This is a genomic window from Ancylobacter sp. Lp-2, from assembly GCF_020523795.1.
GTDB lineage: Bacteria > Pseudomonadota > Alphaproteobacteria > Rhizobiales > Xanthobacteraceae > Ancylobacter.
In genome coordinates this window covers 76622-98704 of sequence record NZ_JAJALI010000004.1, presented here as the reverse complement: position 1 = coordinate 98704, position 22083 = coordinate 76622, and the positions used below count along the sequence as shown (strand labels likewise).

The window sequence follows — 22083 nt, the reverse complement described above, 5'->3', positions numbered from 1 at the left end:
GTCGGCGGTGAACATGCAGGAATCGAGCCATGGGGCGCGGGAGGGGCGCGGGGTCGGCGCCTCGGTGCGCCGCAAGGAGGATGCGCGGCTGCTCGCCGGCCGCGGGCGGTTCGTCGGCGACATGCGCTTCCCCGGCCAGCTCGAAGCCGCTTTCCTGCGCGCGCCGCTCGCCCATGCGCGGATCCGGGCGATCCATATCCCCGAGCACCTGAAGGGCCGTGCCTTCACCCATGCCGACATGGTCGGCGTGAAGGACATTCTCGCCAAGACCGGCCTGCCGGGCTTCCGCGTCTCCGCCCAGCCTTCGCTGGCCAGCGGCAAGGTGCGCTTTGCCGGCGAGCCGGTGGTGATGGTGCTGGCCGAGACCCGCGCGCAAGCCGAGGACCTCTGCGAGGAGATCCGCGTCGACTACGAGGAACTCCCGGCCAATCACGACATGCTGCGCGCCGCTCAGCCCGGCGCCGCGCTGGTGCATGACGAGTGGCCGGACAATGTGTTCCTGGTCTCGCAGACCGACAAGTTCTTCGACGCCGAGAAGCTCGCGAGCGCTCCGGTGAAGGTGACGCGCGAGGTGCGCACCAGCCGGCAATGCATGTCGCCCTTGGAGGGCAAGGGCTGCATCGCGGTGTTTGAGCGCTATCTCGAACAGCTCACCTTGTGGACGGCGACGCAGATGCCGCACATCGTGCGCTCCGGCCTCGCCGAATGCCTCGGGCTCGATACCCGCAAGATCCGCGTGGTGGCGCCGGATGTCGGTGGCGGCTTCGGCTGGAAGGGGCTGCTGCAGCCGGAGGAGGTGTGCTGCGCCTGGGCGGCACTCAAGCTCGACCGGCCGATCAAGTGGCTGGAGGACCGCCGCGAGCACCTGATCGCCGCCGCCAATTGCCGCGAGCATCACTATGTGATGACCGCTTATGCGGACACGGATGGCACGCTGCTCGGCTTCGAGGCGGTGGCGCATGTCGATGCCGGCGCCTATTCGGTCTACCCGTTCTCCGCCTGCCTCGAAGGCGCGCAGGTGGTCTCCAACCTGCCGGGGCCGTATAATTTGCCGGCTTATCGCTGCCGCACCTATTCGGTGTGCTCGAACAAGCCGCCCATCGTGCCCTATCGCGGCGTCGCCCGCACCGGCGTGTGCACGGCAATGGAGCTGATGATCGACGCGGTGGCCCGCGAGGCGGGGCTCGACCCCTACGACGTGCGCATGCGCAACCTCGTCCGCCCGGATCAGATGCCGTTCACTTCGATCACCGGCAAGGATTTCGACATGGGCGACTATCCCGAGAGCCTCAGGCGGGTGCGGGAGATGATCGGCCATGACGCGGTGCGGGCGCGCCAGCAGGCCGGCGAGAAGGACGGCCGGAAGATCGGCCTCGGCTACGCCACCTATTGCGAGCAGGGCGCGCACGGCACCTCGGTCTATCACGGCTGGGGCATTCCAATGGTGCCGGGCATCGAGAGCTGCGGCGCCCGCCTGACCCCGGACGGCACGCTGGAGGTGCGCATCGGCGCGCAGAGCCACGGCCAGTCCATGGAGACCACCATGGCGCAGGTCGCCTGCGAGGTGCTGGGCATCGACCCGGAACTGGTGAATGTCGTGCATGGCGACACGGCGCTGACGCCCTATTCCACCGGCACCTGGGGCTCGCGCTCGGCGGTGATGTCCGGCGGCGCGGTGGCCAGCGCCTGCGAGCGGCTCGGCGAGCGCATCAAGCGCATCGGCGCGCATCTGCTGCAGGCGCCGGAGGAGGCGGTGGCGATCCGCGACGCGCAGGTGGTGGGGCCGCACGGCTCGGTGAGCTTCGCCGAGGTGGCGAAAACCTGGTACCTCGCGCCGCAGAACCTGCCGGCCGACATCCACCCGGACGGGCTCGACCTCGTCGCCGGCTACAAGCCGACCGTCGACACCGGCACCTTCTCCTATGCTTCGCATGCCGCCGTGATCGCGGTGGAGCCGGAGACCGGCGAGGTGGAGATCCTCGATTACGTCATCGTCGAGGATGGCGGCGTGCTGCTCAACCCGATGGTGGTGGATGGCCAGATCTATGGCGGCACCGCGCAGGGCATCGGCACCGCACTCTATGAAGAGATGACCTATGACGAGCACGGCCAGCCCTTGGCCTCGACGCTCGCCGACTATTTGCTGCCCGGTGCCGGCGAGATGCCGACCGTGCGCATCGACCACATCCAGACGCCCTCGCCCAACACCCGCTTCGGCCAGAAGGGCATCGGCGAGGGCGGCGCCATCGCGCCGCCGGCGGCGCTCGGCAACGCCATCAACGACGCGTTGAAGGGGATGGGCGTCGAGCTCTCCATGTCGCCGATGACGCCGCGCCGGGTGCGGCAGGCCGTGACGCAGGCGCAGGTGATGCAGGCGGGGGAGGCGGTGTCGTGAAGGCGGCGCGTTTCGATTATCAGCGTCCCGCCACGGTGGCGGCGGCGGTGGCGGCGCTCGGCGGGGATCACGGCGCCAAGCCGGTGGCCGGCGGCCAAAGCCTCGGGCCAATGCTCAATCTGCGCCTCGCCCGGCCTTCCTGCCTCGTCGACGTTGCCAAAATCCCCGAGCTGCGCCGGGTCGAGGAACGGGCGGACGGCGTGCTCTATGGCGCCGCCATCACCCATGCCGAGTTCGAGGACGGCGCGGTGCCGGACCCGACGCCAGGCTTCCTCGCGCGGGTCGCGCACGGCATCGCCTATCGCGCGGTGCGCAATCGCGGCACGGTGGGTGGCAGCCTCGTCCATGCCGATCCCGCCGCCGACTGGCCGACGACGCTGACCGCGCTCGGCGCCCGCGTGGTGCTGGCCGGGCCGCAGGGCACGCGCGAGCTGGCGCTGGAGGATTTCCTGCTCGGGGCGTTCTCCACCGCGCTGGAGGAGGGCGAGATCGTCACCGGCGTCTTCGTGCCGCGCTGCTCTGCGGGGGCGCGTTTCGGCTACCGCAAGTCCTGCCGCAAGGTCGGCGAGTTCGCTGAAGCTATGTGCGCGGTGCTGGCGGATGACGGGAGAGGTGTGCACCGCCTCGTCATCGGCGCCACCGAGGGGCGGCACATCGTCGTCACCGAGGCGAAGGCCGTCCTCGCCGACCCGTCGCGGCTCGACGCAAGGCTGGCCGCCGCCGGGTTCGATGCCGAGCCCGCCACGCTGCGTCTGCACCGGAAAGTCATCCGCGAGGCCATCGCCCAGATCGCGATTGACGCGCTGAATTCTGAAAGCCTGCCCGCATGATCCCGATCAAGCTCGAAGTGAACGGTCGCGTCCTCGAGGCCAGCGTCGAGCCGCGCACGCACCTCGCCGATTTCCTGCGCGAGGAGATGCTGCTCACCGCCACCCATCTGGGCTGCGAGCACGGCGTGTGCGGTGCCTGCACGGTGCTGATCGACGGCGCGCCGGCGCGCTCCTGCATCGCCTTTCCGGTGATGCTGGACGGCGCCCGCATCACCACCGTCGAGGGACTGGCCGACGACGCGGTGGCCGGCGAGCTGCGCGAGGCCTTCATGGACGAGCACGGCCTGCAATGCGGCTTCTGTACCCCCGGCATGCTGGTGATGGCGCGCGACATCGTGCTGCGCCACCCGCATGCCGACGAGGACACCATCCGCCACGAACTGGCGGGAAATCTCTGCCGCTGCACCGGCTATGTCGGCATCATCCGCGCGATCCGGAAGGTGGCCGCCGAGCGCGAGGGCGCGGTGGTGACGCGCGGCACGGCGCTGGCGCCGCCCGCCTATGCCTCGCCGCTCGCCTTGCCGGTGTCGCCGGCGCGGGTGGCGGTGGAAGTGGCGCCGGTGCCGCTGCCGGCGGCAGCGGTTGCCGTGGAGGCGGTCGCCGATGACGAGCCGCTGCGCAATCCGGTCGAGATCCGCGAGAGCTTCGAGGTGCCGGCGCCGCGCGACGCTGTGTGGGCGCTGTTCCAGTCGCCGGAGCAGGTGATCGCCTGCCTGCCGGGCGCGCGGCTGACCGCGCCGAGCGACGGGCGCTCGCTCGCCGCCGAGATGGTGGTGAAGCTCGGGCCGATGCAGGCGGCGTTCGGCGGCACCGGGCTGATCATCCCGAACCCGGCGGATTGGTCCGGCACCATCGACGGGCGCGGCGTCGACGCTCGCAGCGCCACCCAGGTGCGGGCGCGGCTCGCCTATCGCCTCGTCGAGAGCGCGGACGGGGCGGTGACGCGGGTGAGCGTCGACGTCGCCTATGTGCTGCAAGGGCCGCTGGCACAGATGAGCCGGGGCGCCATCGCCCGCGAAGTGGCGGCGCGGCTGACGCAGAATTTCGCCGCCAATCTCGCGGCGCGGATCCGGGGCGAGGCGCCGGCGGCGTCGGCCGCCTCGCTCGATGCCGGCGCGCTGGCGTGGAGCCTGGTGAAGGGCTGGCTGGCCCGGCTGTTCGGGCGCGGCTGAGGGCGAGGATCTTCCCGCGCTCCGCGCGGGGCTGGGCGCCTCAGCGCAGCAGATCCACGTCCAGCTGCACGCAGTCACCGCGATAGATGATGTCGGCGACGTAGATTACCGTGTCACGGTCGTCGGTGACGACGAGATGCGCCTCCACCGTTGGGAAGCCGATGCCGATGGCGAGCAAATTGGCGACGCGCGGCTCCACCGTGCCGACAATGAAGGACTGGCGCGCCTTCTTCACCTTCAGTCCTTCCAGCGTGCTGATGACGCTGATGGTCGGCTCGCGGTCGAAGCGGGCGGGGGCGAGGTCGTAGAGCTCGGCGTCGAAATGCACCCGCGCGAAAGAATAGGGCTGGCCGCGCCGCGACTGCACGCTCTCCAGATAGCGGTAGTGCGTCGCCGGCGTGCCGTCCTCCGGGCGGATCTGCGGCGGCCCGGCCGGGGCGGCGCCGGTGACGAAGCGCGGCACGTTGGCGCCGATGATGCCGGCGATGGAGTGCCATTTCAGGTCGAGCTTCAGCCAGCGCTTCTCTTCCACCGCGCCGGAGACGAAGGTGCCCTTGCCCTGGATGCGGCGGACCAGCCCCTCGCCCTGCAGCACTTCCACCGCCTGGCGGACTGTGACGCGGGCGACCTGGAACTCGGCCTCCAGTTCCTGCAGCGTGGAGATCTTCTCGTTCGGCCCCCAGACGCCGTCCTCGATGCGGCGGCGGATCACGCCGGCGATCTGAAGGTATCGCGGCACCGGGCTGCGGCGATAATCGGGATTGGCCAGCGCGGCCGCGTTGTCCTTCAGCATCGGCTCGTGTCGTACCCATCGCGGCCGCTTCAACCTGCGGCAGAATCAAAGAATGATCTTATCTTCAGTATCACATAAACTTATTCGCACGCCTGTTACTCGGGATCGCACGCCGTCACCACCCCGGAAATGAGATTGGCCGCGTAAAGCGCCGCGAGATCGATTTCGGCGGCGGCGCGCACCGGGGTCAGCGAGGCGACGAGCGCGGTGATCTCGCGCTCCAACGCCCGGCGCGCCTCCTCCGCTTCCGGGACGCTCACCGCCCTGAAGCGCAGCTGGGCGCCGGGAGTGAGCCGGCCGGCGCGCGGCAGGTCGGCGGAGATCACCGTGGCGATCTTGGCGTAGCCGCCGACCGTCTGGTGATCGGCGAGCAGCACGATGGGCAGCCCCGAGCCCGGCACCTGGATGGCGCCGGTGGCGATGCCGTCCGAGGTGATGTCGGCCGAGGTGCGGAAGGCGAGCGGCGCGCCCTCGAGGCGGATGCCCATGCGGTCCGCCTCGCGCGAGACGCGATAGGCGGTGCCGAGGAAACTCGCCATCCCCTCCTGCGTGAAGGCATCGTCCTGCGGGCCGGGCACCACGCGCAGCACGCCGTCAAACGCGAGCGACGGCGGGCGCGGCAGTTCGAGGCAGGGGCCCCCCAGTGCGCCGGCGCCGATGGGGAGCCGGTCGCCCGCCTTCAGCGCCCGTCCGTCCAGCCCGCCGAAGCCGCCCTTGAGGTCGGTGGCTCGGGAATTGAGCACGAGGGGAACATCGAGCCCGCCGGCCACCGCCAGCACCGCCGCGCCGCTGCCGCGCAGCGCGCCGATGCGCACCCCGGCGCCCTCCGGCACGTCGATGGCGCGCCAGGCGGGGTAGGAGCGGGTCTCGTCGCCGCGCGTGATCTCGATCGTTGCCTCGGCGCCGGTCAGCGCCAGGCGCACCGGCCCGCCCTCGACGGTGAAGGCGGGGCCGATGAGGCGGCATTCGAGCGCGGCGGCGCCCGGCGCGTTGCCTACCAGCGCATTGGCGAGGCGCAGCGCGACCATGTCGAGCGCGCCGCAGACCGGCACGCCATAGGCCTGCGCGCCGACGCGGCCGAGATCCTGCACCGTGGTCTGCGGGCCGGGCTGGGTGACGAGGAGGCGGGCGCTCATCGGCCGGCCTCCTGCTCGGGCGCATAGTCGCCGCGCGCGACCGCCGCGCGGATGGCGGCGTGCTCGTCGGCCTCGACCGGGCGGAAGCGCACTCCGTCGCCGGGGGCGAACAGGGTGGGCGGCGTGGTCTCGTGATTGAAGAAGCGCAGCGGCGTGTTGCCGATAAGCCGCCAGCCGCCGGGCGATTCCACCGGATAAACGCCGCTCATGCTCTGGGCGATGGCGACCGAGCCGGCCGGCACCCGCACGCGCGGGGTGGTGAGGCGCGGCAGTTCCAGTTCGGGCGGCAGCACGCCGAGATAGGCGAAGCCGGGCAGGAAGCCCTGCACATAGACGCGGAACAGCGTGCCGGCATGGAGGGCGACTACTTCCGCCGGCGACAGGCCGGTGGCGCGGGCGACCTCGTCGAGGTCCGGTCCGGCCTCGCCGCCATAAAGCGTGGGGATGACCCATACTCGTTCCGGCGCGCTCGCCACCGCCTCGCCGAGGTCGAGGCCGGCCATCGCCTCCTGCAGCGCGGTGGCGCCGGTCGCGAGCGGGTCGTAATGCACCAGCAGCGAGCGGAAGCTCGGCACCGTCTCGACCACGCCGGGGAACGCCGCCTCGCGGATCAGCGCCGCGGCGCGATGCACCCGGGCGTTCAGCACCGGGTCGATGCCGGTGCCGAACTCGATGGCGAAGGCGGTGTCGCCGACGCCGAGGAAGCGGGCGAGAAGGCCGAGACGGTTCTGATCCGGCGAGGGGGTCGCCACCATGGCACTCCGATGCTACGGGCGTCAGCTAAGGACGTCGCCTTGCGGCAATCATCCTAATGTTAGTATGTTTCAGCTTGAAAGGCATGATTATTTAATGCCTTAATAACGTAGCTGTCGAGAGGGCAGGGGCTCTCCATGGGCTCAACCGATTGAGGAGGCGTCTTTGGCTACCCGCATCAACATCAACGCCGACATGGGCGAAGGCTACGGCCACTATGACATCGGCAACGACGCCGCCATCCTCAAGATCGTGCAGAGCGTGAATGTCGCCTGCGGCCTGCATGCCGGCGACGCCACGGTGATGCGCGACGTCTGCCTGAAGGCGAAGGAGAACGGCGTCTCCATCGGCGCGCATCCCGGCTTCAACGACATCTGGGGCTTCGGCCGCCGACAGATTCGCATGAACGCCAACGACCTCGAATATCTCGTCGCCTACCAGCTCGGCGCGCTCGCCGGCATGGCGGCCTATGCCGGGGCGAAGGTGACGCATGTGAAGCCGCATGGCGCGCTCAACAACATGGCCGCCATCGACAAGGACTACGCGCTGGCCATCGGCCGGGCGATCAAGACCGTCGATCCCAGCCTGTACTATCTCGCGCTGTCCAATTCCGAGATGGAGAAGGCGGCGCTGGCGCTCGACGTTCCGCTGTCGCGCGAGGCGTTCATCGACCGGCTCTATGACGACGAGGGCAACCTGCTTACCCGCACCGACCCGCGCGCGGTGATCAAGGACCCGAAGGTGGCGGCCGAACGCACGGTGCGCATGGTGCTCGACGGCGAAATCATTTCGGTAAACGGCAAGAAGATGCCGACGAAATTCGATTCGCTGTGCGTACATGGTGACGAGCCGACCGCGATCGTGGTGGCCGGCGCGGTGCGCGATGCGCTGAAGGCGGCGGGGGTGGAACTGCTCACCCTGCCGGAAGTGATGGAAGGCTGACGATCATGGACGACGCGGCGGCGCGGTGGGACGAACTTGCCCGGCAGGTGCTGGGGACAGGCGGCCTCGACCGCGACGCCGCGCTGGTGCTGGCGGGGGAGGGCGACACCGCCGGGCTGATGCGCGCGGCGGCTTCGGTGCGCGATGCCGGCTTCGGCAGCGTGGTCACCGTGTCGCGCAAGGTGTTCATCCCGCTCACCCAGCTGTGCCGCGACGTCTGCCATTACTGCACCTTCGCGCATCCGCCGCGCAGGGGACAGCGTGCCTTCCTCACCCCCGGGGAGGTGCTGGAGATCGCCCGCGCCGGCGCCCGCGTCGGCTGCGACGAGGCGCTGTTCACCCTCGGCGACAAGCCGGAGCTGCGCTACAAGGTGGTGCGCGAGGAACTGGCGGCGCTCGGCTACGCCACGACGCTCGACTACCTCAAAGCCATGGCCGAACTGGTGCTGAGGGAAACCGGCCTGCTGCCGCACCTCAATGCCGGCGTGTTGACGGTCGATGATCTCAGCATGCTGCGCAAGGTTTCCGCCTCGCAGGGCATGATGATCGAGACCACCTCCGAGCGTCTGTCGGCGCGCGGCGGCCCGCATTTCGGCTCGCCGGACAAGCTGCCGGCCGCCCGCCTCGCCACGCTGGAGGCGGCCGGCGAGGCGCAGGTGCCGTTCACCACCGGCCTGCTGATCGGTATCGGCGAGACGCGGACCGAGCGGGTGGAGGCGCTGCTCTCCATCCGCGCTTCGCATGCCCGCCACGGTCATGTGCAGGAAGTCATCATCCAGAACTTCCGCGCCAAGGCCGGCACGCGGATGGCCGAGGCGCCGGAGCCGAGCCTCGACGAGCATCTGTGGACCATCGCGCTCGCCCGGCTGATCCTCGGCCCGTCGATCTCGATCCAGGCCCCGCCGAATTTGCGCGCCGACGAGCTGGCGCCGCTGATCGCCGCCGGCATCAATGACTGGGGCGGCGTGTCGCCGGTGACGCCTGATCATGTGAACCCGGAAGCGCCGTGGCCGGCGCTCGCCGCGCTCGCCAATGCCACCGCCAAGGCCGGCAAGGTGCTGAGCCCGCGTCTCGCGGTCTATCCGACCTATCTGTTCGACGCGCCGCGCTGGCTCGACAAGGCGGTGACGCCCTTCGTGCTGCGGCGCGCCGATGCCGGCGGCCTCGCCCATGAAAGCGGCTGGCGGGTCGGCGAGGGCGAGAGCTTCGACAGCACCGTCGTCGAATGGCCCGCCAGTCCTGCGATTGCAGGTGAGGCGCGCGACCTCGACGCCCTGTTCGACAAGGCGTTCGCTGGGCGCGGGCTGGAGGAGGCCGAGATCGTCCGGCTGTTCGACGCGCGCGGGCACGAGGCACAGCGCGTGGCGGAGGCGGCGGATGCGCTGCGGCGCGAGGCGGTGGGCGACACCGTCTCCTATGTCGTCACCCGCAACATCAACTACACCAATGTCTGCTCCTATCGCTGCGGCTTCTGTGCCTTTTCCAAGGGCCGGCACAACGAGCATCTGCGCGGAAAACCCTATGAGCTCGACCTCGGCGAGATCCAGCGCCGCACCGTCGAGGCATGGGAGCGCGGCGCCACCGAAGTGTGCATGCAGGGCGGCATCCACCCGGATTTCTCCGGCGAGACCTATCTCTCCATTGTCCGCGCGGTGAAGCAGGCGGTGCCGGACATGCATGTCCACGCCTTCTCGTCGCTGGAGGTGCGGCACGGCGCGTCGACGCTCGGCCTGTCGGTGACGGAGTTCCTGATCGCGTTGAAGGAGGCCGGCCTCGGCACGCTGCCCGGCACGGCAGCGGAGATCCTCGACGACGAAATTCGGGCGATCATCTGCCCGGACAAGCTGAACACCGCCGAATGGCTCGATACGATCGGCGCCGCCCATCGCGTCGGGCTGAAGACCACCTCGACCATCATGTTCGGCCATGTCGACCATTACCGGCACTGGGCGCGGCACCTCATCCGGCTGCGGCATCTGCAGGAGGAGACCGGCGGCATCACCGAACTGGTGCCGCTACCCTTCCTGCACATGGAGGCGCCGCTCTACCTCAAGGGCGGCACGCGGCAGGGGCCGTCGCGGCGCGAGGCGCTCTTGATGCACGCGGTGGGGCGGCTCGCCTTGCATCCGGTGATCCCGAACGTGCAGGCGAGCTGGGTGAAGCTCGGCGAGGGCGGCATCGTCGCTGCGCTCAAATCCGGTGCCAACGACATCGGCGGCACACTGATGGATGAATCGATCAGCCGCGCCGCCGGCGGCATGCATGGGCAGGAATTCCCGCCCGACCGGATGGAGGCGGCGGTGCGCGCGAGCGGACGCCTCGCCCGCCAGCGTACCACCACCTACACGGACGCCCCGTCGCGGCAAAAGCAGCGTTCCTATGCCGCGAATGCGCTCACCCCGCGCGTCGAGGCGGCGGCGGGCAAGTTCGCCAAGGTGGGGAGCTTCGCCGCAAGGCGGGGCTGAGCGGCCGCGCGAAGCGGCCGCCGCGCCGACGGTCAATAGAGTTCGCGGTCAGTACAGCCGACGGTCAGTACATCGGCATCATCGGTCCCCAGGGGCCGAAGTCGAAGGAATCGGCGGCCTGCTGGTTCATCATGGCCGTCATCTGCTGCTCGTTCGCCAGCCGCTGCTGGTACTGCATCTGCTGATAGGCCTGGAAATTGTCCTGGGTGCCGTAATAGATGCAGCCGCAGACGGTCGGGTCGGCATAGAGATAGACCGGCTGGCCGTTCTGGTTCTGCACGGTGAATTTGTGCGGCGGCAGGGTCTTCAGCGAGGCGACCTTGTCCGGCGTGTCGGCGAGGCGCATGCGGAAGCCGGCAGCGGAGAGCATGTTCTCCTTGTCCTGCGTGGCGGTCACGCAGCCGGCGGCGGTGATGCTGACCAGCGCCAGCACGGCGATCGAAGACAGTTTCACGGCAGGCTCTCCTGGGGCGATAGTCGAATTCCCGGCGCCGCAACGTAACAGCGCATAGCCGGGAGTCGAGCGGGAGAGCGCCGTCGCGCGCCACGACCGTCACAAAATAGCCGACATACTTTCCGGGAACTTGCAGGCGGCAACTGTCGGTTGGGCGGACGGACGCGGAGCGCATGCCGGGCGCCGCCGATAAGATGCGCTGGCACGAGGTGCGGGCAAGCGGGGATGGGCGCTGCGCCGTGGATCATTGTCCGGCTGGCATCGCGTAAGGGAGGCCGTTCATCGAACGGTCGTCGGCCTTGTCGTAGAACCATGCGTCGGCGGTATCATTTTATATTGTAACCACCAGATGTTTGTTCTTCTATCCAGTCTGGTTGGACGGTGGATGGTCGATAGGGGTAGAAAGTGGCGGTATATACTTCGAATTATTATGCATTTTTGAATTATGACGCGGATACTGGGACCTACACGCTCTATGGACAGGCGTCCGGCACGACCGACGCCGCCAATGAGAACGGGACGGATTTCTTCACCGCCGGCGAAACACTCTATTACTCGCCCTATATCGACGGCCCGACGATGACCTATCTCGGCTACACCGAGGGCGGCTATGTCGTGCTCTCGCCCTCGGGCACCTATTTCCTGATGTCGTCGGATCCGATCTCGAATGATCTGCCGCCCTTCACCATCAATTCCGAGGATCCGCTCATCCTGTGCTTCCTCGCCGGCACGATGATCGCGACCCCCGATGGCGAGGTGGCTATCGAGACGCTGAAGGCCGGCGATCTCGTGCTGACCGCCGCCGGCGCGGCGAAGCCGGTCCGCTGGCTGGCGCGGCAGACGGTCGCCACCGCCTTCGCCGATCCCTTCAAGGTGGTGCCGGTGCTGATCCGCGCCGGCGCGCTGGGCGAGGGCCTGCCGGCGCGCGATCTCCACGTCTCGGTCGACCACGCCCTGCTGGTCGAGGGCCTGCTGGTACAGGCCGGCGCGCTGGTGAACGGCACCAGCATCGTGCGCCGCACCGACATGCCGGCGCGCTTCGCCTATTATCATGTCGAGCTGGCCGACCATTCGCTGGTGCTCGCCGAGGGCGTCGCGGCGGAAACCTTCGTCGACAACGTCACCCGCCGCCGCTTCGACAATTGGCACGAGGCGCCCGAGGCCGCGATCGCGGAACTCGACCTGCCGCGCGTCAAGTCGGCCCGCCAACTGCCGGACGGCATCCGTCGTCGCATCGCTGCGCGCGCGCCCGGCGTGCCCGCTATCCGCGCCGCCTGATCGATAAACGCGACGGCCCGCCCTTCGCGAGAGGGGCGGGCCGTTGTTGTTCTCCATCGACGCAGCCGAGCCCGACGTAAGGGCTCAACTTCGGATCATTCGCCGGCTCACTTCCGCAGCAGCGGCAGCACTTCATGGGCGAGCAGGTCGATCTGCTCCTTCTCATAGCGCCACGGCACGAAGACGATCTTCTTCACGCCGGTCTCGATGTGGCGGGCGATCTGCTCGGCGCATTCGGCGGGGGTGCCGACGATGGCGCTGTCGAAGGTGGAGAGCGAGCCCTTGGACAGGTCCCATTCCGAGTTGAGCCACTCGTTCATCTTCGGCAGGCCGACCTCGCGCGGGCCGATATAGATCGGCAGCTGGTTGAGGCTGTAGAGCGAGGCCGGATCGCGACCTTCCTCCTCTGCGAAGGCGGAGATCTTGGCCCAGGCCTCGTTATAGCCTTCCGGCGTGTAGAAATAGGTCAGCCAGCCATCGCCGCGCTTGGCGACCCGCTTCAGCACCGCGTCGACATAGCCGCCGATCAGGATCGGGGGATGCGGCCGCTGCACGGGCTTGGGGAACATCACCGCCTTGCGCAGGCTCAGCTCGTCCCACTCGCCGGTGACGCTGTCCTCGGTCCACAGCCGTTTGATGATGTCGAGGTTGCGGTCCATGATCTTGCCGCGGCGGTCATGGGCGATGCCGATGGCGTCGAATTCCCGCTTGTACCAGCCGACCGCCGCGCCGAGCATCAGCCGTCCGTTCGACAGGAGGTCCATCGAGGCGAGCTGCTTGGCCAGCACGACGGGATTGCGCAGCGGCAGCACCAGCACGCCGGTGCCGATCTTGATGGTCTTGGTGCGCGCCGCGACTGCGGTGAGCAGGGTCAGCGAGTCGATGATCGGGAAATGCGGGTCGGTGCCGAGCAGGATGTGATCCCACACCCAGAGCGACTCGAAGCCGAGCTCCTCCATCCGCACCCCGTAATCCACCAGCGCCGGCGCGTCCGGCAGCTCGGGGAAGCGGGTGAAGTTGCGCATGGCGATGCCATAAGCCGGGCCGGTCATGTCAGTCTCCGCTGGGAACGCGTCGGAAGGGAGTTCACGCCGTGTAGAGGCGCTGGGGGTCGAGCTCGCGCAGGATGGCGAGCTCGACGTCGCTCGGCTGTTCGGTCACCGGCACATCGGCCGGCACCGGCAGTTCGAAGCCGGTATTGTCCTTGATCGCCTGCGGCGTGACGCCGGGATGCAGCGCCACCACCGTCATCGCCTTCGTCGCCTCGTCGAAGCCCATGATGCCGAGATCTGTGACGACGCGGAACATGCCGCCCGCCGGCAGCCCGGCCTTGGCGCGGCTGTCGCCGCCCTCGATGAAGCCCGGCGAGGTGATGAAGTCCACCTTCTCCACGAAGCGGCGCTTCTCGTGCTTCATGGCGACGATCATGTCGGCCAGCGAGGCGATGTCGTTGCCGCCGCCGGTGCCGGGCAGGCGGATCTTCGGGTTGTCGGCGTCGCCGATGAAGGACGAGTTGAGGTTGCCATAGCGGTCGATCTGCGCCCCGCCCATGAAGCCGACATCGACATAGCCGCGCTGCAGCATCAGCAGCACCTCGGTGATCGACACCAGCATGTTGGCGCGCCGGGTGCAGCGCTGTTCGTTGGTGGAGGGCGGCAGCTTGCCGGCCTCGACGAAGGGGCCGATCACCCCGCCCTCGAACAGGATGGTGAGGCCGGGCGCGTGGGTCTTCTGCGCGAGGATGGCGGCGAGCAGCGGGATGCCGACGCCGGCGAACACCGTCTGGCCGTCCCTGAGCAGGCGGGCGCTCATCACGCCCAGCAGTTCGGAGGCCGTGTAGGCGGGCACAGCCTTGAGCGGGCTTTCCGTCAGCGTCGCGCGGGTGGATTCAGTCGTCATAGATGCCACTCCCGCGACGCTGGGCGTCGAGCAATTCGGCCATGCCGATGCGGCTGAGATAGTCCGCCCAGTCCTTCGGCTCGTAGTGGAAGCGCTCGAGATAATCCGCCGCGCCCTTGTCCGGGTCCTTGGCGGTCATCTGCGCATAGAGGTCCATATGCGAGTAGAACGGCTCGTAGAGCCCGTAGCATTCGTGCGGCGCCGAGCCGAACGGCACTTCCACAACCGCGTCGACGGTGAAGAAGCCGATCTTGGTCTGGTCGGGGTGGCGGCGGATCTGGTCGTTGGAGACGATGCGCTCGGTGGTCAGGATCACCTTGTTCGCCGCCATGGCGATGTCGATGTCCATGAAGGTCAGGCCGTCGAGCTGGGCATTGCCATAGGCGTCGCAGCGCTGGACATGGATCAGCGCCACGTCGGGATTCAGCGCCGGCACCAGCAGCAGCGTCTCGCCGGTGAACGGGCACTCCATGGTCCTGGCGCCCGGCGCCCGGTCGACCACGCCAGAGCCCATCATCGAGCGCATCGGCATGAACGGCACGCCCATGGCGCCGGCGCGGTAGCGCAGGCCCATCGCCATGTGGCTCCATTCCTCGAAGGTGGCGCGCTTCGACTCAGTATAGGCGCGCATCACCTTCGACACGCCCCAGACGATGCCCTGGCTGAACCAGCTCGTCTGGATGTGCGTCGACAGGCCGGAGGCGTAGAGCAGGTCCCCCTCGGTCGACATGATCGAGCGGGAGACGGTGAGGCCGGTCTTGCGGGCGCGGATCAGCGCCCACAGCATCGCCATCGGGGTGCGCGAGGCGGTGCAGCCGCCCAGCGCCACCGAGGCGCCATTGTCCACCAGCTTCGCGGCTTCCTCGAGCGACATCACCTTGTCGCGCAGGCTGCGGTCGCGCTCGCGGGTCTTCTGCCGCAGGTCGAGATAGGACTGGGTCACGCCTTCGCTCTCCTCACGCGGCATTTCTCAAGCGGCCTGGGCGATGCCGACATCGCGGTTCAGGCGGGCGATCAGCTCGTCGAAGCCGGCGAGGTGGTCGCGCAGCCCCTTCCAGAACGACTGGTGGCGGCGGCGCTCGAAATCCTCCACCGAGACGCCCTGCTGCTCGACCCAGGTGTAGTAGCCGAGGTTGAACACGCGCTGGCGGTCGCGGTGGTCCAGCTCCAGCACATGGTCGGCGTCGGCGCCGAGCAGGTGCTGGCCGAAGGCTTCCGCCGCGTCGACCTGGTCGAAGCGGCCACCCTTGCGGGCGAGATGGCCGGCGAGCTCGCTCGGATAGAGCTCCGAGCCGTCGGTCGCGACGGTGATGATGACGTCGTCCTCGGAGAGGTCGAGCCGGCGCGCGGTCTTGATCGCGGCCAGCACATTGCTGATGCCGGACAGGCCAAGCGAGGCCAGCCCCTTGATGGTCGCGGCGTCGAGCCCGCGCCGCCCCGCGAGATAGGCGCGGCCTTCGTCGGAGCCGAACAGCAGCGCGAGGTCGTCCGACGCCTTGTCGGAGACGCCGGCGACGATGTCGGTGTTGGTGACGTTGTGGATCAACGGCACGTGCTTGTCGCCGATGCCCTGGATGTTGTGCTCGCCGAAGCCGTTATAGAGCAGCGTCGGGCACTCGACCGGCTCCATGGCGACGATGCGGGCGCCGAACTCTTCCTTCAGCCTGTCGCCGGCACCCAGCGTGCCGGCCGAGCCGGTGCCGGCGACGAAGGCAGCGAGGTTCAGCTTGCCGGATGTGTTCAGCCCCTCGAACAGCTTCGCGGCGGCCGCGCCGGTCACGGCGTAGTGGCCGAGATAGTTCGGGAACTCGGAGAACTGGTTGAGGATGAAGTTGCCGGGGTCCTTCGCCATCTCGGCGCAGGCGTCGTAGATCTCCTTGACGTTCGACTCGGTGCCCGGCGTGCGCACGATGTCGGACGGGTCGGTGACCCACTGCTCCAGCCAGTTGAAGCGCTCGGCGCTCATGCCGCCCGGCAGCACCGCGACGCCGTGGCAGCCGAGAATGCGCGAGATGGCGACGCCGCCACGGCAGTAATTGCCGGTGGAGGGCCACACGGCGCGGTGATGCGTCGGGTCGAAGGCGCCGGTGGCGAGGCGCGGCGCGAGGCACGCATAGGCCGCCAGCACCTTGTGCGCGTGGATCATCGGGAAGTGCCGGCCGAGCATCACCACGATGCGGGCCGGCACGCCGGTGACCGCGCTGGGCAGCTCGATGAAGTCCGGCACGCTTAACCCGCTAAGGTCGCGGGCATTGTTGTACCAGTGCACGCCGAACAGGTTGCGCGCGTCCGGGGCGTCCTTGTCGGCGGCGTCGGCCGCCGCGCGGGTGGCGGCGGGGATGGTCTCGGGCGCCGCGAGCTCGGAGAAGCGCGGCAGCACGATGCCGCGCTCGCGCAGATGCGTGACGGTGCGGGCATAGACGCCGGAATCGACGACGGCGGACGGAAGCTCGAAGGGGTTCATTCTCACGACCTGGTTGGGGCCGGCGCCGGGCGCCATCACCATATTTTCCATGATACTAATGATAGTATCACTTTGGCAAATTCTTCTTTAGATCAGGGTCATTAAATCGACAGGTAGGCCTCACCTACCGTCGGGTCGGCCATCAGTTCGGCGGAAGCGCCGGCGCGGGCGACCCGGCCGTTCTCGACGATGTAGGCCCGGTGCGAGAGTTCGAACGCCGTCATCACGTCCTGTTCGACGAGCAGAATGGTCTGGCCGGCCTTGTTGAGCTGCACCAGCGCCTCGCCGAGATGCTCGACCATGCGCGGGGAGAGGCCGAGCGACAGTTCGTCGATCAACAGCAGCTTCGGCCGCGACATGATTCCGCGCCCGACCGCGCACATCTGCTGCTCGCCGCCGGACAGGGTGGTGGCGTCCTGGCGCTGGCGTTCGGCGAGGATGGGGAACAGCTCGAACACGAAGGCGAGGTCGCGGGCGATGTCGTCCTTGTCGGAGCGCAGATAGGCGCCGAGCAGCAGGTTGTCGCGCACGGTGAGGCCGCGGAACAGCCGGCGCCCTTCCGGCACATGGGCGATGCCGGCGGTGAGCACCGCATCGGGCCTCGCCCCGCCAATATCGCGGCCGTCGAAGCGGATGGTGCCCGCGCGCGGTGCCAATTGCCCCGAGATGGTCCTGAGCAGCGTCGACTTGCCGGCGCCGTTGGAGCCGACGAGGGCGACGACCTCGCCGGTGCGCACCGCCAGGTCCATGCCCCACAGCACCTGGATCTGGCCGTAGCCGGAGGTGACACCGGAAAGTTCCAGCAGCGGTTCAGCCATGGTGCCGCTCCTTCAGGCGCGCCGCGAATTTGTGTCCGAGATAGGCCTCGATGACCCGCTCGTCGGCGACGATCTCGGCGCTCGGCCCGTCGGCGATCAGTCGGCCGTGGTGCAGCACCAAGAGGCGCTTCGACAGCGACAGCACCACCTTCATCAGGTGCTCGATGATCAGCACGGTGACGCCGCGCTCGGCGATCCTGCGGATCAGCGCCAGCGCGCCGTCGATCTCCGAGGAGTTGAGGCCGGCATTCACCTCGTCGAGCATCAGCACCTTCGGGTCCATGGCGAGGCTCTTCGCCAGTTCCAGCCGCTTGCGGGCGGCGAGCGCCAGCTGCGCCGCCGGCCGGTCGGCGAGCGGGGCGAGGCCGACGAACTCCAGGCTCTCGCGCGCCATGTCGCGGGCATCGCCCACCGATCCCGCGCCGCCGCCGAACAGCGCGCCGGCGGTGACGTTCTCCAGAACCGTCATCTGCGGGAAGGGCTGGACGATCTGGAAGGTGCGGGCGAGGCCGCGCCGCGCTGCCTCATAGGGCTTCTGCGTCGCCACGTCCTTGCCCTCGAACAGGATGCTGCCCGAGGACGGAGGCAGGTTGCCGGTGACGACGTTGACCAGCGTGGTCTTGCCGGCGCCGTTCGGGCCGATCAGCCCCACCACCTCGCCGGGCTCCAGCGCGAAGGAGACGTCGGTGAGCGCCTTCAGCCCGCCGAAGGTCTTGGAGACGCCTTCCAGCCTGAGGATGGGTTCGCTCATGCCGCGCCTCCCGAGCCCGAGTTCGCCGAGTTCGCCTTGGCCTTCGCCTTCCTTGCGAGGCTGAGCAGCCCGCCCGGCAGGAAGAACACCAAGAGCACGATGACGACGCCGAGAATGGCGCGGTTCCAGTCGAGGAAATTGGCCCAGAACACCTCTTCGAGCAGCACGAAAGCCGCCGCGCCGAGGAAGGGGCCGGCCAGCGTGCCGGCGCCGCCGAGCATCGCCATCACCGGCACCTTCACCGTCATCAGGATCTGGAAGGATTCGGTCGGGTCGATATAGCCGGTCCACGAGGCATAGGCCGCCCCGGCGGCGGCGCAGAACACCGCCGACAGCGTGTAGGCCGCCACCTTGTAGAGCGTGGTGTTGATGCCGACCATGGCGGCGGCGTCCTCGTTCTGGTGGATGCAGCGCAGCCCGAAGCCGAGCCGCGCGCGATCGACCAGCGCGGTGGCGATCAGGCTGAGGACGAGGATGCCGAGCATCACGAACAGGAAGAACCGCATCACCTGTTCCGGCGCCCAGGTGAGCAGCGGCAGGTTGAGCCCGTCGCCTCCGCCGGTCAGGCTCGACCAGGACGAGACGACGAGCCGGCACACCTCGACCACCGCGATGGAGCCGATGGCGAAATAATGCCCACGCAGCCGCAGGATGATCGCCCCGAGCAGGCAGGCGAAGGCGCCGACCATCAGCGTGGCGACCAGCCAGGCCAGCATCATCGGCACGCCGGCGTGCTGGCAGATGGCGCCGACATAGCAGCCGAGCCCGAAGAAGGCGGCGGTGGAGAAGGACGGATAGCCGGTAAAGCCGCCGATGAAGTTCCAGGAGGTGGCGAGCGCGCCGTACATGGCGACGATGGCGGCGGTGCGCACCACGTAGTTGTCGGCCCAGAGCGGCGTCGAGGCCAGCACGAGGAGGCCGGCGGCGAGGAGCGCGTAGGCGAGGGGACCGGATTTCATTCATACCCCCTGACGCCGACGAGGCCGGTGGGACGGGTAAGCAGGATCACCAGCATCAGCACGAAGCCGGCGGTGATCGCCTGCTGTGGGCCGAACCAGTGGCCGGCGAGGCTTTCGACGAGGCCGAGCACCAGCCCGCCGACCAGCGCGCCCGGCACCGAGCCGAGGCCGCCGACGACGCAGACCACGAAGGCCTTGCCGAGATAGGTGCCGGTGACGTTGGTGGTGATCGGGAACACCGAGGCGAACACCACGCCGGCGACGCCGGCCATCAGCGCGCCGATGCCGAAGGTGATGGCGTAGATGCGCTCGGTGCGAATGCCCATCAGCTCGGCGGCGGAGCGGTCCATGCGCACCGCGACGATGGCGCGGCCGATATTGGAGCCGCGCATGACCAGATACAGCATCAGCGTCAGGACCAGCGCCAGCCCGGTGCCGACCAGGCGGTCGACCGGCAGCGTCACCGGCCCGAGGCTCACCGAGCCGAGGTCGAGCTGCACTCGGCGCGGCGTCGCCGTGAACCAGTAGGTCATGACGTTGTAGAGGATCATGTCGAGGCCGAAGGTCAGCGTCAGCGTGGTGAGCACGGGGGCGCTGACCACGCGGTTGATCACCGTCTTCTGCAGCGCGTAGCCGAGTGCGAACATGAAGGCGCCGACCACCGGCAGCATCACCACGGGGTGGATGCCCCAGCCGTGCCAGGCGAACCAGGTGAGGTAGCCGCCGAGGATGATGAAGGAGCCGTGGAGCATGTTGATCACGTTCAGCACGCCCCACACCAGCGAGAAGCCGACGGCGAGGCAGGCATAGAGCGCGCCCAGCATCAGCCCGTTGGCGAGGATCTGCGAATAGATGGCCATGGTCAGGCTGCCCGCCGCGTTGGGGAGGCGATGTTCAACAGACCTCCTCGACGGATGGCGTCCGGTTGGACCCGCTGCATGGTGCTCTCCTTAGGGACTTGGCTTTTCTTTCCTCTCCCCGTCCGAACTCGGCTGTTGCCGGGTTCGGGTCCGGTGTGTCGAAGCCGGAAACATCCGGCTTCGACGGAGAGGTGGCCCGCGGAGCGGGTCGCTGAGGGGGGCGTGGCTACGGAGCCCTGGAACGTCGATCCCCCTCACCCCGCCCCTCTCCGTCCACATCGGATGCATCCGATGTGGACCGCTCTGAACGCTGAACTCGGCAACAGCCGAGTTCAGTGCGGGGAGAGGGAGAAGGAAGACTTCGCCGGTCGCGCCGGCATGAAGCGGCGATTCCGGCGAAGCAGAGCGAAGTTGGCCGGCGGACCAGAGGGGGGTCTGTGAGCGCCCGCCGGCCTCTTCACGCGGAGCGGGGGCCGCGTGTCGGAAGGCTTTCGCGTCCGTGCGTCACTTCGGCATGGCGATGAGGTCGGCGTTCTTGATGTCCGCCGGGGCGAGCACCTTGATGGTCTCGTCCTGCACCTGGATGATCGGCAGCTCGCGCGGCAGGTTCATGCCGGTCGGGCCGAACTTGATCGGGCCGTAGAAGGTCTGGATGTCGGTGCTCGCGATGGCGTCGCGCAGCTTGGCCTTGTCGAGCGAGCCGGTGCGGGCCAGCGCGTCGGCGATCACCTCGCCGGCGGCGGCGCAGGAGCCGTGCACATAGTCCGGGTCGGCGCCGTTGGTCTTGGCCTGGAAGTCCTTGTAGAAATCCGCCGTCGCCGGCCACACGCCCTGGCCGGTGTAGTTGGTGGCGTGGTGCCACCAGCTCGACGAGGTGATGCCGTTGGCCAGCTTGCCGAGGCCCTCGGTGTATTCCTTGTAGGACGGGCCGGTGACCATGGTGACGATCGGCGCGGTGACGCCGAGGTCCTGCATCTGCTTACGGGCGAGGATCAGGTCCTGGGTGTAGCCGGTGACGTAGATCCAGTCGGGCTTGGCCGCCTTGATCGAGGACAGCGCCGCGGCGTGGTCCATGGTGCCGACCGGATAGAGCTCCTTATAGGCAACGGTCAGGCCCTGCGCCTCCGCCGCCTTGGCGATGCCCTCGGCCATCGACTTGGGGAACACGTCGTCGCGGCCCAGCACGGCGATGGTCTTGGTCTCCGGGAACTTCTCCTTGAACATCTTCACCATGGCGGTGGTCATGCCGCCATTGGGGGAGAGGGTGCCGAACAGATGCTTCAGGCTCTGGTCGAACACGCTCTCGGAGGAGGCGACGCAGGCGATCGTCGGCACCTGGTAGCGCTCGCCGACGCCGCCGACGATCTTGGTGTGGCCCGAGCCGAACGGCGCGAACAGGAACTGCACCTTGTCGTCGTTGATCAGCTTCTCGGCCAGTTGCGAGGCGCGCTGGCCTTCCGACTGGTAGTCGTACTCGATCAGCTCGACCTTCATGGTCTTGTCGCCGACCTTCAGCCCGCCGGCGGCGTTCACCTTCTCGACCCACATCTTCCAGACGAGGTCCTGCTTGTGGCCCTCGTCGGCGAGGCCGCCGGTCAGCGCCAGCGGCGCGCCGATCTTGATCGTCTCCTGGGCCAGCGCCGGGGCGGCGGTGGTGCCGGCCAGCGCGGCGAGCAGCGCCGCGGCGAGAAGGCCGCTGCGGCTCGGAGAGGAGGTGCGGCGGGAGGCTCGTTCGAACATGTGCCTGTTCCTGTGCTCTGGACCGTGAGTTCTCTGGACGGCGTGGGCCTGCGGGGCCGTGCCCGGATCGGCGGGCATTCATGCGCGGCGCGATCGGAGGAAAAGCTGGCTTCCGACCTGATGGTATGGTGTGCTATGTGACCATACCAATCGAGGTGGATTCCTCAATCCGTAACGTAACTTAAGTGTGCGCGAATTTTATGCGACCGCTGCCTGTCCTGACGGCAGTTCCCCGCTGCCGGCCCGGCCTGTCCCGCCATGGACGGCGTCGTCGCGGGCATGGCATGGTCGTTGCTCGCCGGAGCGCCGGCGCCGCCGCCGCGCCGATCCGACCGGACGCGCGGCACGTCCTGCCTTTCGCCGGCCTCGCGGCC

The 22083-nt window shown here is 68.6% G+C and carries 19 protein-coding genes; 6 read left to right on the top strand and 13 right to left on the bottom strand.

Going from position 1 to position 22083, the window contains the following annotated elements:
* Window positions 1-13: 13 nt before the first annotated feature.
* Genes LGR54_RS11860 through LGR54_RS11850 form a run of 3 tightly spaced genes read left to right on the top strand, consistent with a single transcriptional unit; the run spans window position 14 to window position 4397 of the window.
* Entirely contained in the window at window positions 14-2395 is a 2382-nt protein-coding gene (locus tag LGR54_RS11860; RefSeq protein WP_230362489.1) for a xanthine dehydrogenase family protein molybdopterin-binding subunit, read from the top strand.
* The gene (locus tag LGR54_RS11855; protein WP_230362176.1) at window positions 2392-3225 is read left to right on the top strand and encodes an FAD binding domain-containing protein; all 834 of its coding nucleotides are present in this window, start codon (window positions 2392-2394) and stop codon (window positions 3223-3225) included. The genes LGR54_RS11860 and LGR54_RS11855 overlap by 4 nt, the downstream gene beginning before the upstream one ends.
* Window positions 3222-4397 (top strand): 2Fe-2S iron-sulfur cluster-binding protein, encoded by a 1176-nt coding sequence (locus LGR54_RS11850; RefSeq protein WP_230362175.1) that lies wholly within the window; start codon window positions 3222-3224, stop codon window positions 4395-4397. Before LGR54_RS11855 ends, LGR54_RS11850 begins: the two co-directional genes overlap by 4 nt.
* Before the next feature lie 40 nt (window positions 4398-4437).
* Here the strand turns inward: LGR54_RS11850 and LGR54_RS11845 are convergent, their stop codons facing one another.
* From LGR54_RS11845 to pxpB, 3 genes are all read right to left on the bottom strand, one after another.
* A complete protein-coding gene (locus LGR54_RS11845) occupies window positions 4438-5190 on the bottom strand; it encodes a GntR family transcriptional regulator (RefSeq protein ID WP_230362174.1) in 753 nt (250 codons plus the stop codon).
* A gap of 95 nt (window positions 5191-5285) precedes the next feature.
* The gene (locus LGR54_RS11840) at window positions 5286-6326 is read right to left on the bottom strand and encodes a biotin-dependent carboxyltransferase family protein (RefSeq protein WP_230362173.1); all 1041 of its coding nucleotides are present in this window, start codon (window positions 6324-6326) and stop codon (window positions 5286-5288) included.
* Window positions 6323-7081 (bottom strand): 5-oxoprolinase subunit PxpB, encoded by a 759-nt coding sequence (gene pxpB, locus LGR54_RS11835; RefSeq protein ID WP_255607561.1) that lies wholly within the window; start codon window positions 7079-7081, stop codon window positions 6323-6325. Before pxpB ends, LGR54_RS11840 begins: the two co-directional genes overlap by 4 nt.
* A 163-nt stretch (window positions 7082-7244) precedes the next feature.
* Between pxpB and LGR54_RS11830 the strand changes: the two genes are divergently transcribed.
* Both LGR54_RS11830 and cofH read left to right on the top strand, forming a co-directional pair.
* Window positions 7245-8021, top strand: a complete 777-nt coding sequence (locus tag LGR54_RS11830) for a LamB/YcsF family protein (protein WP_230362171.1) — start codon at window positions 7245-7247, stop codon at window positions 8019-8021.
* Between the two features lie 5 nt (window positions 8022-8026).
* Window positions 8027-10486 (top strand): 5-amino-6-(D-ribitylamino)uracil--L-tyrosine 4-hydroxyphenyl transferase CofH, encoded by a 2460-nt coding sequence (cofH, locus tag LGR54_RS11825; RefSeq protein WP_230362170.1) that lies wholly within the window; start codon window positions 8027-8029, stop codon window positions 10484-10486.
* A 64-nt stretch (window positions 10487-10550) separates the two neighbouring features.
* Here cofH and LGR54_RS11820 read toward each other — a convergent pair whose 3' ends face one another.
* Window positions 10551-10940, bottom strand: coding sequence for a hypothetical protein (locus LGR54_RS11820; protein ID WP_230362169.1), 390 nt, complete (start codon window positions 10938-10940; stop codon window positions 10551-10553).
* Window positions 10941-11378: 438 nt separating this feature from the next.
* Here LGR54_RS11820 and LGR54_RS11815 point away from each other — a divergent pair, with 438 nt between their 5' ends.
* On the top strand, window positions 11379-12218 hold the full coding sequence (locus tag LGR54_RS11815; RefSeq protein ID WP_230362168.1) for a Hint domain-containing protein: 840 nt from the start codon (window positions 11379-11381) through the stop codon (window positions 12216-12218).
* Window positions 12219-12325: 107 nt separating this feature from the next.
* Here the strand turns inward: LGR54_RS11815 and LGR54_RS11810 are convergent, their stop codons facing one another.
* The 9 genes from LGR54_RS11810 to LGR54_RS11770 form a co-directional block, all read right to left on the bottom strand.
* Window positions 12326-13270: an LLM class flavin-dependent oxidoreductase gene (locus tag LGR54_RS11810; RefSeq protein WP_230362167.1), complete on the bottom strand. Its 945-nt coding sequence runs from the start codon at window positions 13268-13270 to the stop codon at window positions 12326-12328.
* Between the two features lie 34 nt (window positions 13271-13304).
* Window positions 13305-14117 (bottom strand): CoA-transferase subunit beta, encoded by an 813-nt coding sequence (locus LGR54_RS11805; RefSeq protein WP_230362166.1) that lies wholly within the window; start codon window positions 14115-14117, stop codon window positions 13305-13307.
* Window positions 14107-15084 carry a CoA transferase subunit A gene (locus LGR54_RS11800; RefSeq protein WP_230362165.1) on the bottom strand — a complete coding sequence of 326 codons (978 nt, stop codon included), beginning with the start codon at window positions 15082-15084 and terminating at the stop codon, window positions 14107-14109. Before LGR54_RS11800 ends, LGR54_RS11805 begins: the two co-directional genes overlap by 11 nt.
* 3 nt (window positions 15085-15087) lie before the next feature.
* Entirely contained in the window at window positions 15088-16581 is a 1494-nt protein-coding gene (locus LGR54_RS11795) for a pyridoxal-phosphate dependent enzyme (RefSeq protein ID WP_230362164.1), read from the bottom strand.
* Between the two features lie 101 nt (window positions 16582-16682).
* On the bottom strand, window positions 16683-17399 hold the full coding sequence (locus LGR54_RS11790; protein WP_230362163.1) for an ABC transporter ATP-binding protein: 717 nt from the start codon (window positions 17397-17399) through the stop codon (window positions 16683-16685).
* A complete protein-coding gene (locus LGR54_RS11785; RefSeq protein ID WP_230362162.1) occupies window positions 17392-18150 on the bottom strand; it encodes an ABC transporter ATP-binding protein in 759 nt (252 codons plus the stop codon). The genes LGR54_RS11790 and LGR54_RS11785 overlap by 8 nt, the downstream gene beginning before the upstream one ends.
* Window positions 18147-19109 carry a branched-chain amino acid ABC transporter permease gene (locus LGR54_RS11780; RefSeq protein ID WP_230362161.1) on the bottom strand — a complete coding sequence of 321 codons (963 nt, stop codon included), beginning with the start codon at window positions 19107-19109 and terminating at the stop codon, window positions 18147-18149. The genes LGR54_RS11785 and LGR54_RS11780 overlap by 4 nt, the downstream gene beginning before the upstream one ends.
* The gene (locus LGR54_RS11775; RefSeq protein ID WP_230362160.1) at window positions 19106-19969 is read right to left on the bottom strand and encodes a branched-chain amino acid ABC transporter permease; all 864 of its coding nucleotides are present in this window, start codon (window positions 19967-19969) and stop codon (window positions 19106-19108) included. The genes LGR54_RS11780 and LGR54_RS11775 overlap by 4 nt, the downstream gene beginning before the upstream one ends.
* Window positions 19970-20473: 504 nt before the next feature.
* A complete protein-coding gene (locus LGR54_RS11770; protein ID WP_230362159.1) occupies window positions 20474-21709 on the bottom strand; it encodes an amino acid ABC transporter substrate-binding protein in 1236 nt (411 codons plus the stop codon).
* Window positions 21710-22083: the final 374 nt, after the last annotated feature.

Bases quoted from the DNA above. Each gene is read 5' to 3' on its own strand.
- LGR54_RS11785 (WP_230362162.1), bottom strand. From the start codon at position 18,150: ATGAGCGAACCCATCCTCAGGCTGGAAGGCGTCTCCAAGACCTTCGGC.
- LGR54_RS11795 (WP_230362164.1), bottom strand. From the start codon at position 16,581: ATGAACCCCTTCGAGCTTCCGTCCGCCGTCGTCGATTCCGGCGTCTAT.
- LGR54_RS11810 (WP_230362167.1), bottom strand. From the start codon at position 13,270: ATGACCGGCCCGGCTTATGGCATCGCCATGCGCAACTTCACCCGCTTC.
- LGR54_RS11800 (WP_230362165.1), bottom strand. From the start codon at position 15,084: ATGCCGCGTGAGGAGAGCGAAGGCGTGACCCAGTCCTATCTCGACCTG.
- LGR54_RS11775 (WP_230362160.1), bottom strand. From the start codon at position 19,969: ATGGCCATCTATTCGCAGATCCTCGCCAACGGGCTGATGCTGGGCGCG.
- pxpB (WP_255607561.1), bottom strand. From the start codon at position 7,081: ATGGTGGCGACCCCCTCGCCGGATCAGAACCGTCTCGGCCTTCTCGCC.
- LGR54_RS11850 (WP_230362175.1), top strand. From the start codon at position 3,222: ATGATCCCGATCAAGCTCGAAGTGAACGGTCGCGTCCTCGAGGCCAGC.
- cofH (WP_230362170.1), top strand. From the start codon at position 8,027: ATGGACGACGCGGCGGCGCGGTGGGACGAACTTGCCCGGCAGGTGCTG.
- LGR54_RS11780 (WP_230362161.1), bottom strand. From the start codon at position 19,109: ATGAAATCCGGTCCCCTCGCCTACGCGCTCCTCGCCGCCGGCCTCCTC.
- LGR54_RS11845 (WP_230362174.1), bottom strand. From the start codon at position 5,190: ATGCTGAAGGACAACGCGGCCGCGCTGGCCAATCCCGATTATCGCCGC.
- LGR54_RS11860 (WP_230362489.1), top strand. From the start codon at position 14: ATGCAGGAATCGAGCCATGGGGCGCGGGAGGGGCGCGGGGTCGGCGCC.
- LGR54_RS11805 (WP_230362166.1), bottom strand. From the start codon at position 14,117: ATGACGACTGAATCCACCCGCGCGACGCTGACGGAAAGCCCGCTCAAG.
- LGR54_RS11770 (WP_230362159.1), bottom strand. From the start codon at position 21,709: ATGTTCGAACGAGCCTCCCGCCGCACCTCCTCTCCGAGCCGCAGCGGC.
- LGR54_RS11790 (WP_230362163.1), bottom strand. From the start codon at position 17,399: ATGGCTGAACCGCTGCTGGAACTTTCCGGTGTCACCTCCGGCTACGGC.
- LGR54_RS11840 (WP_230362173.1), bottom strand. From the start codon at position 6,326: ATGAGCGCCCGCCTCCTCGTCACCCAGCCCGGCCCGCAGACCACGGTG.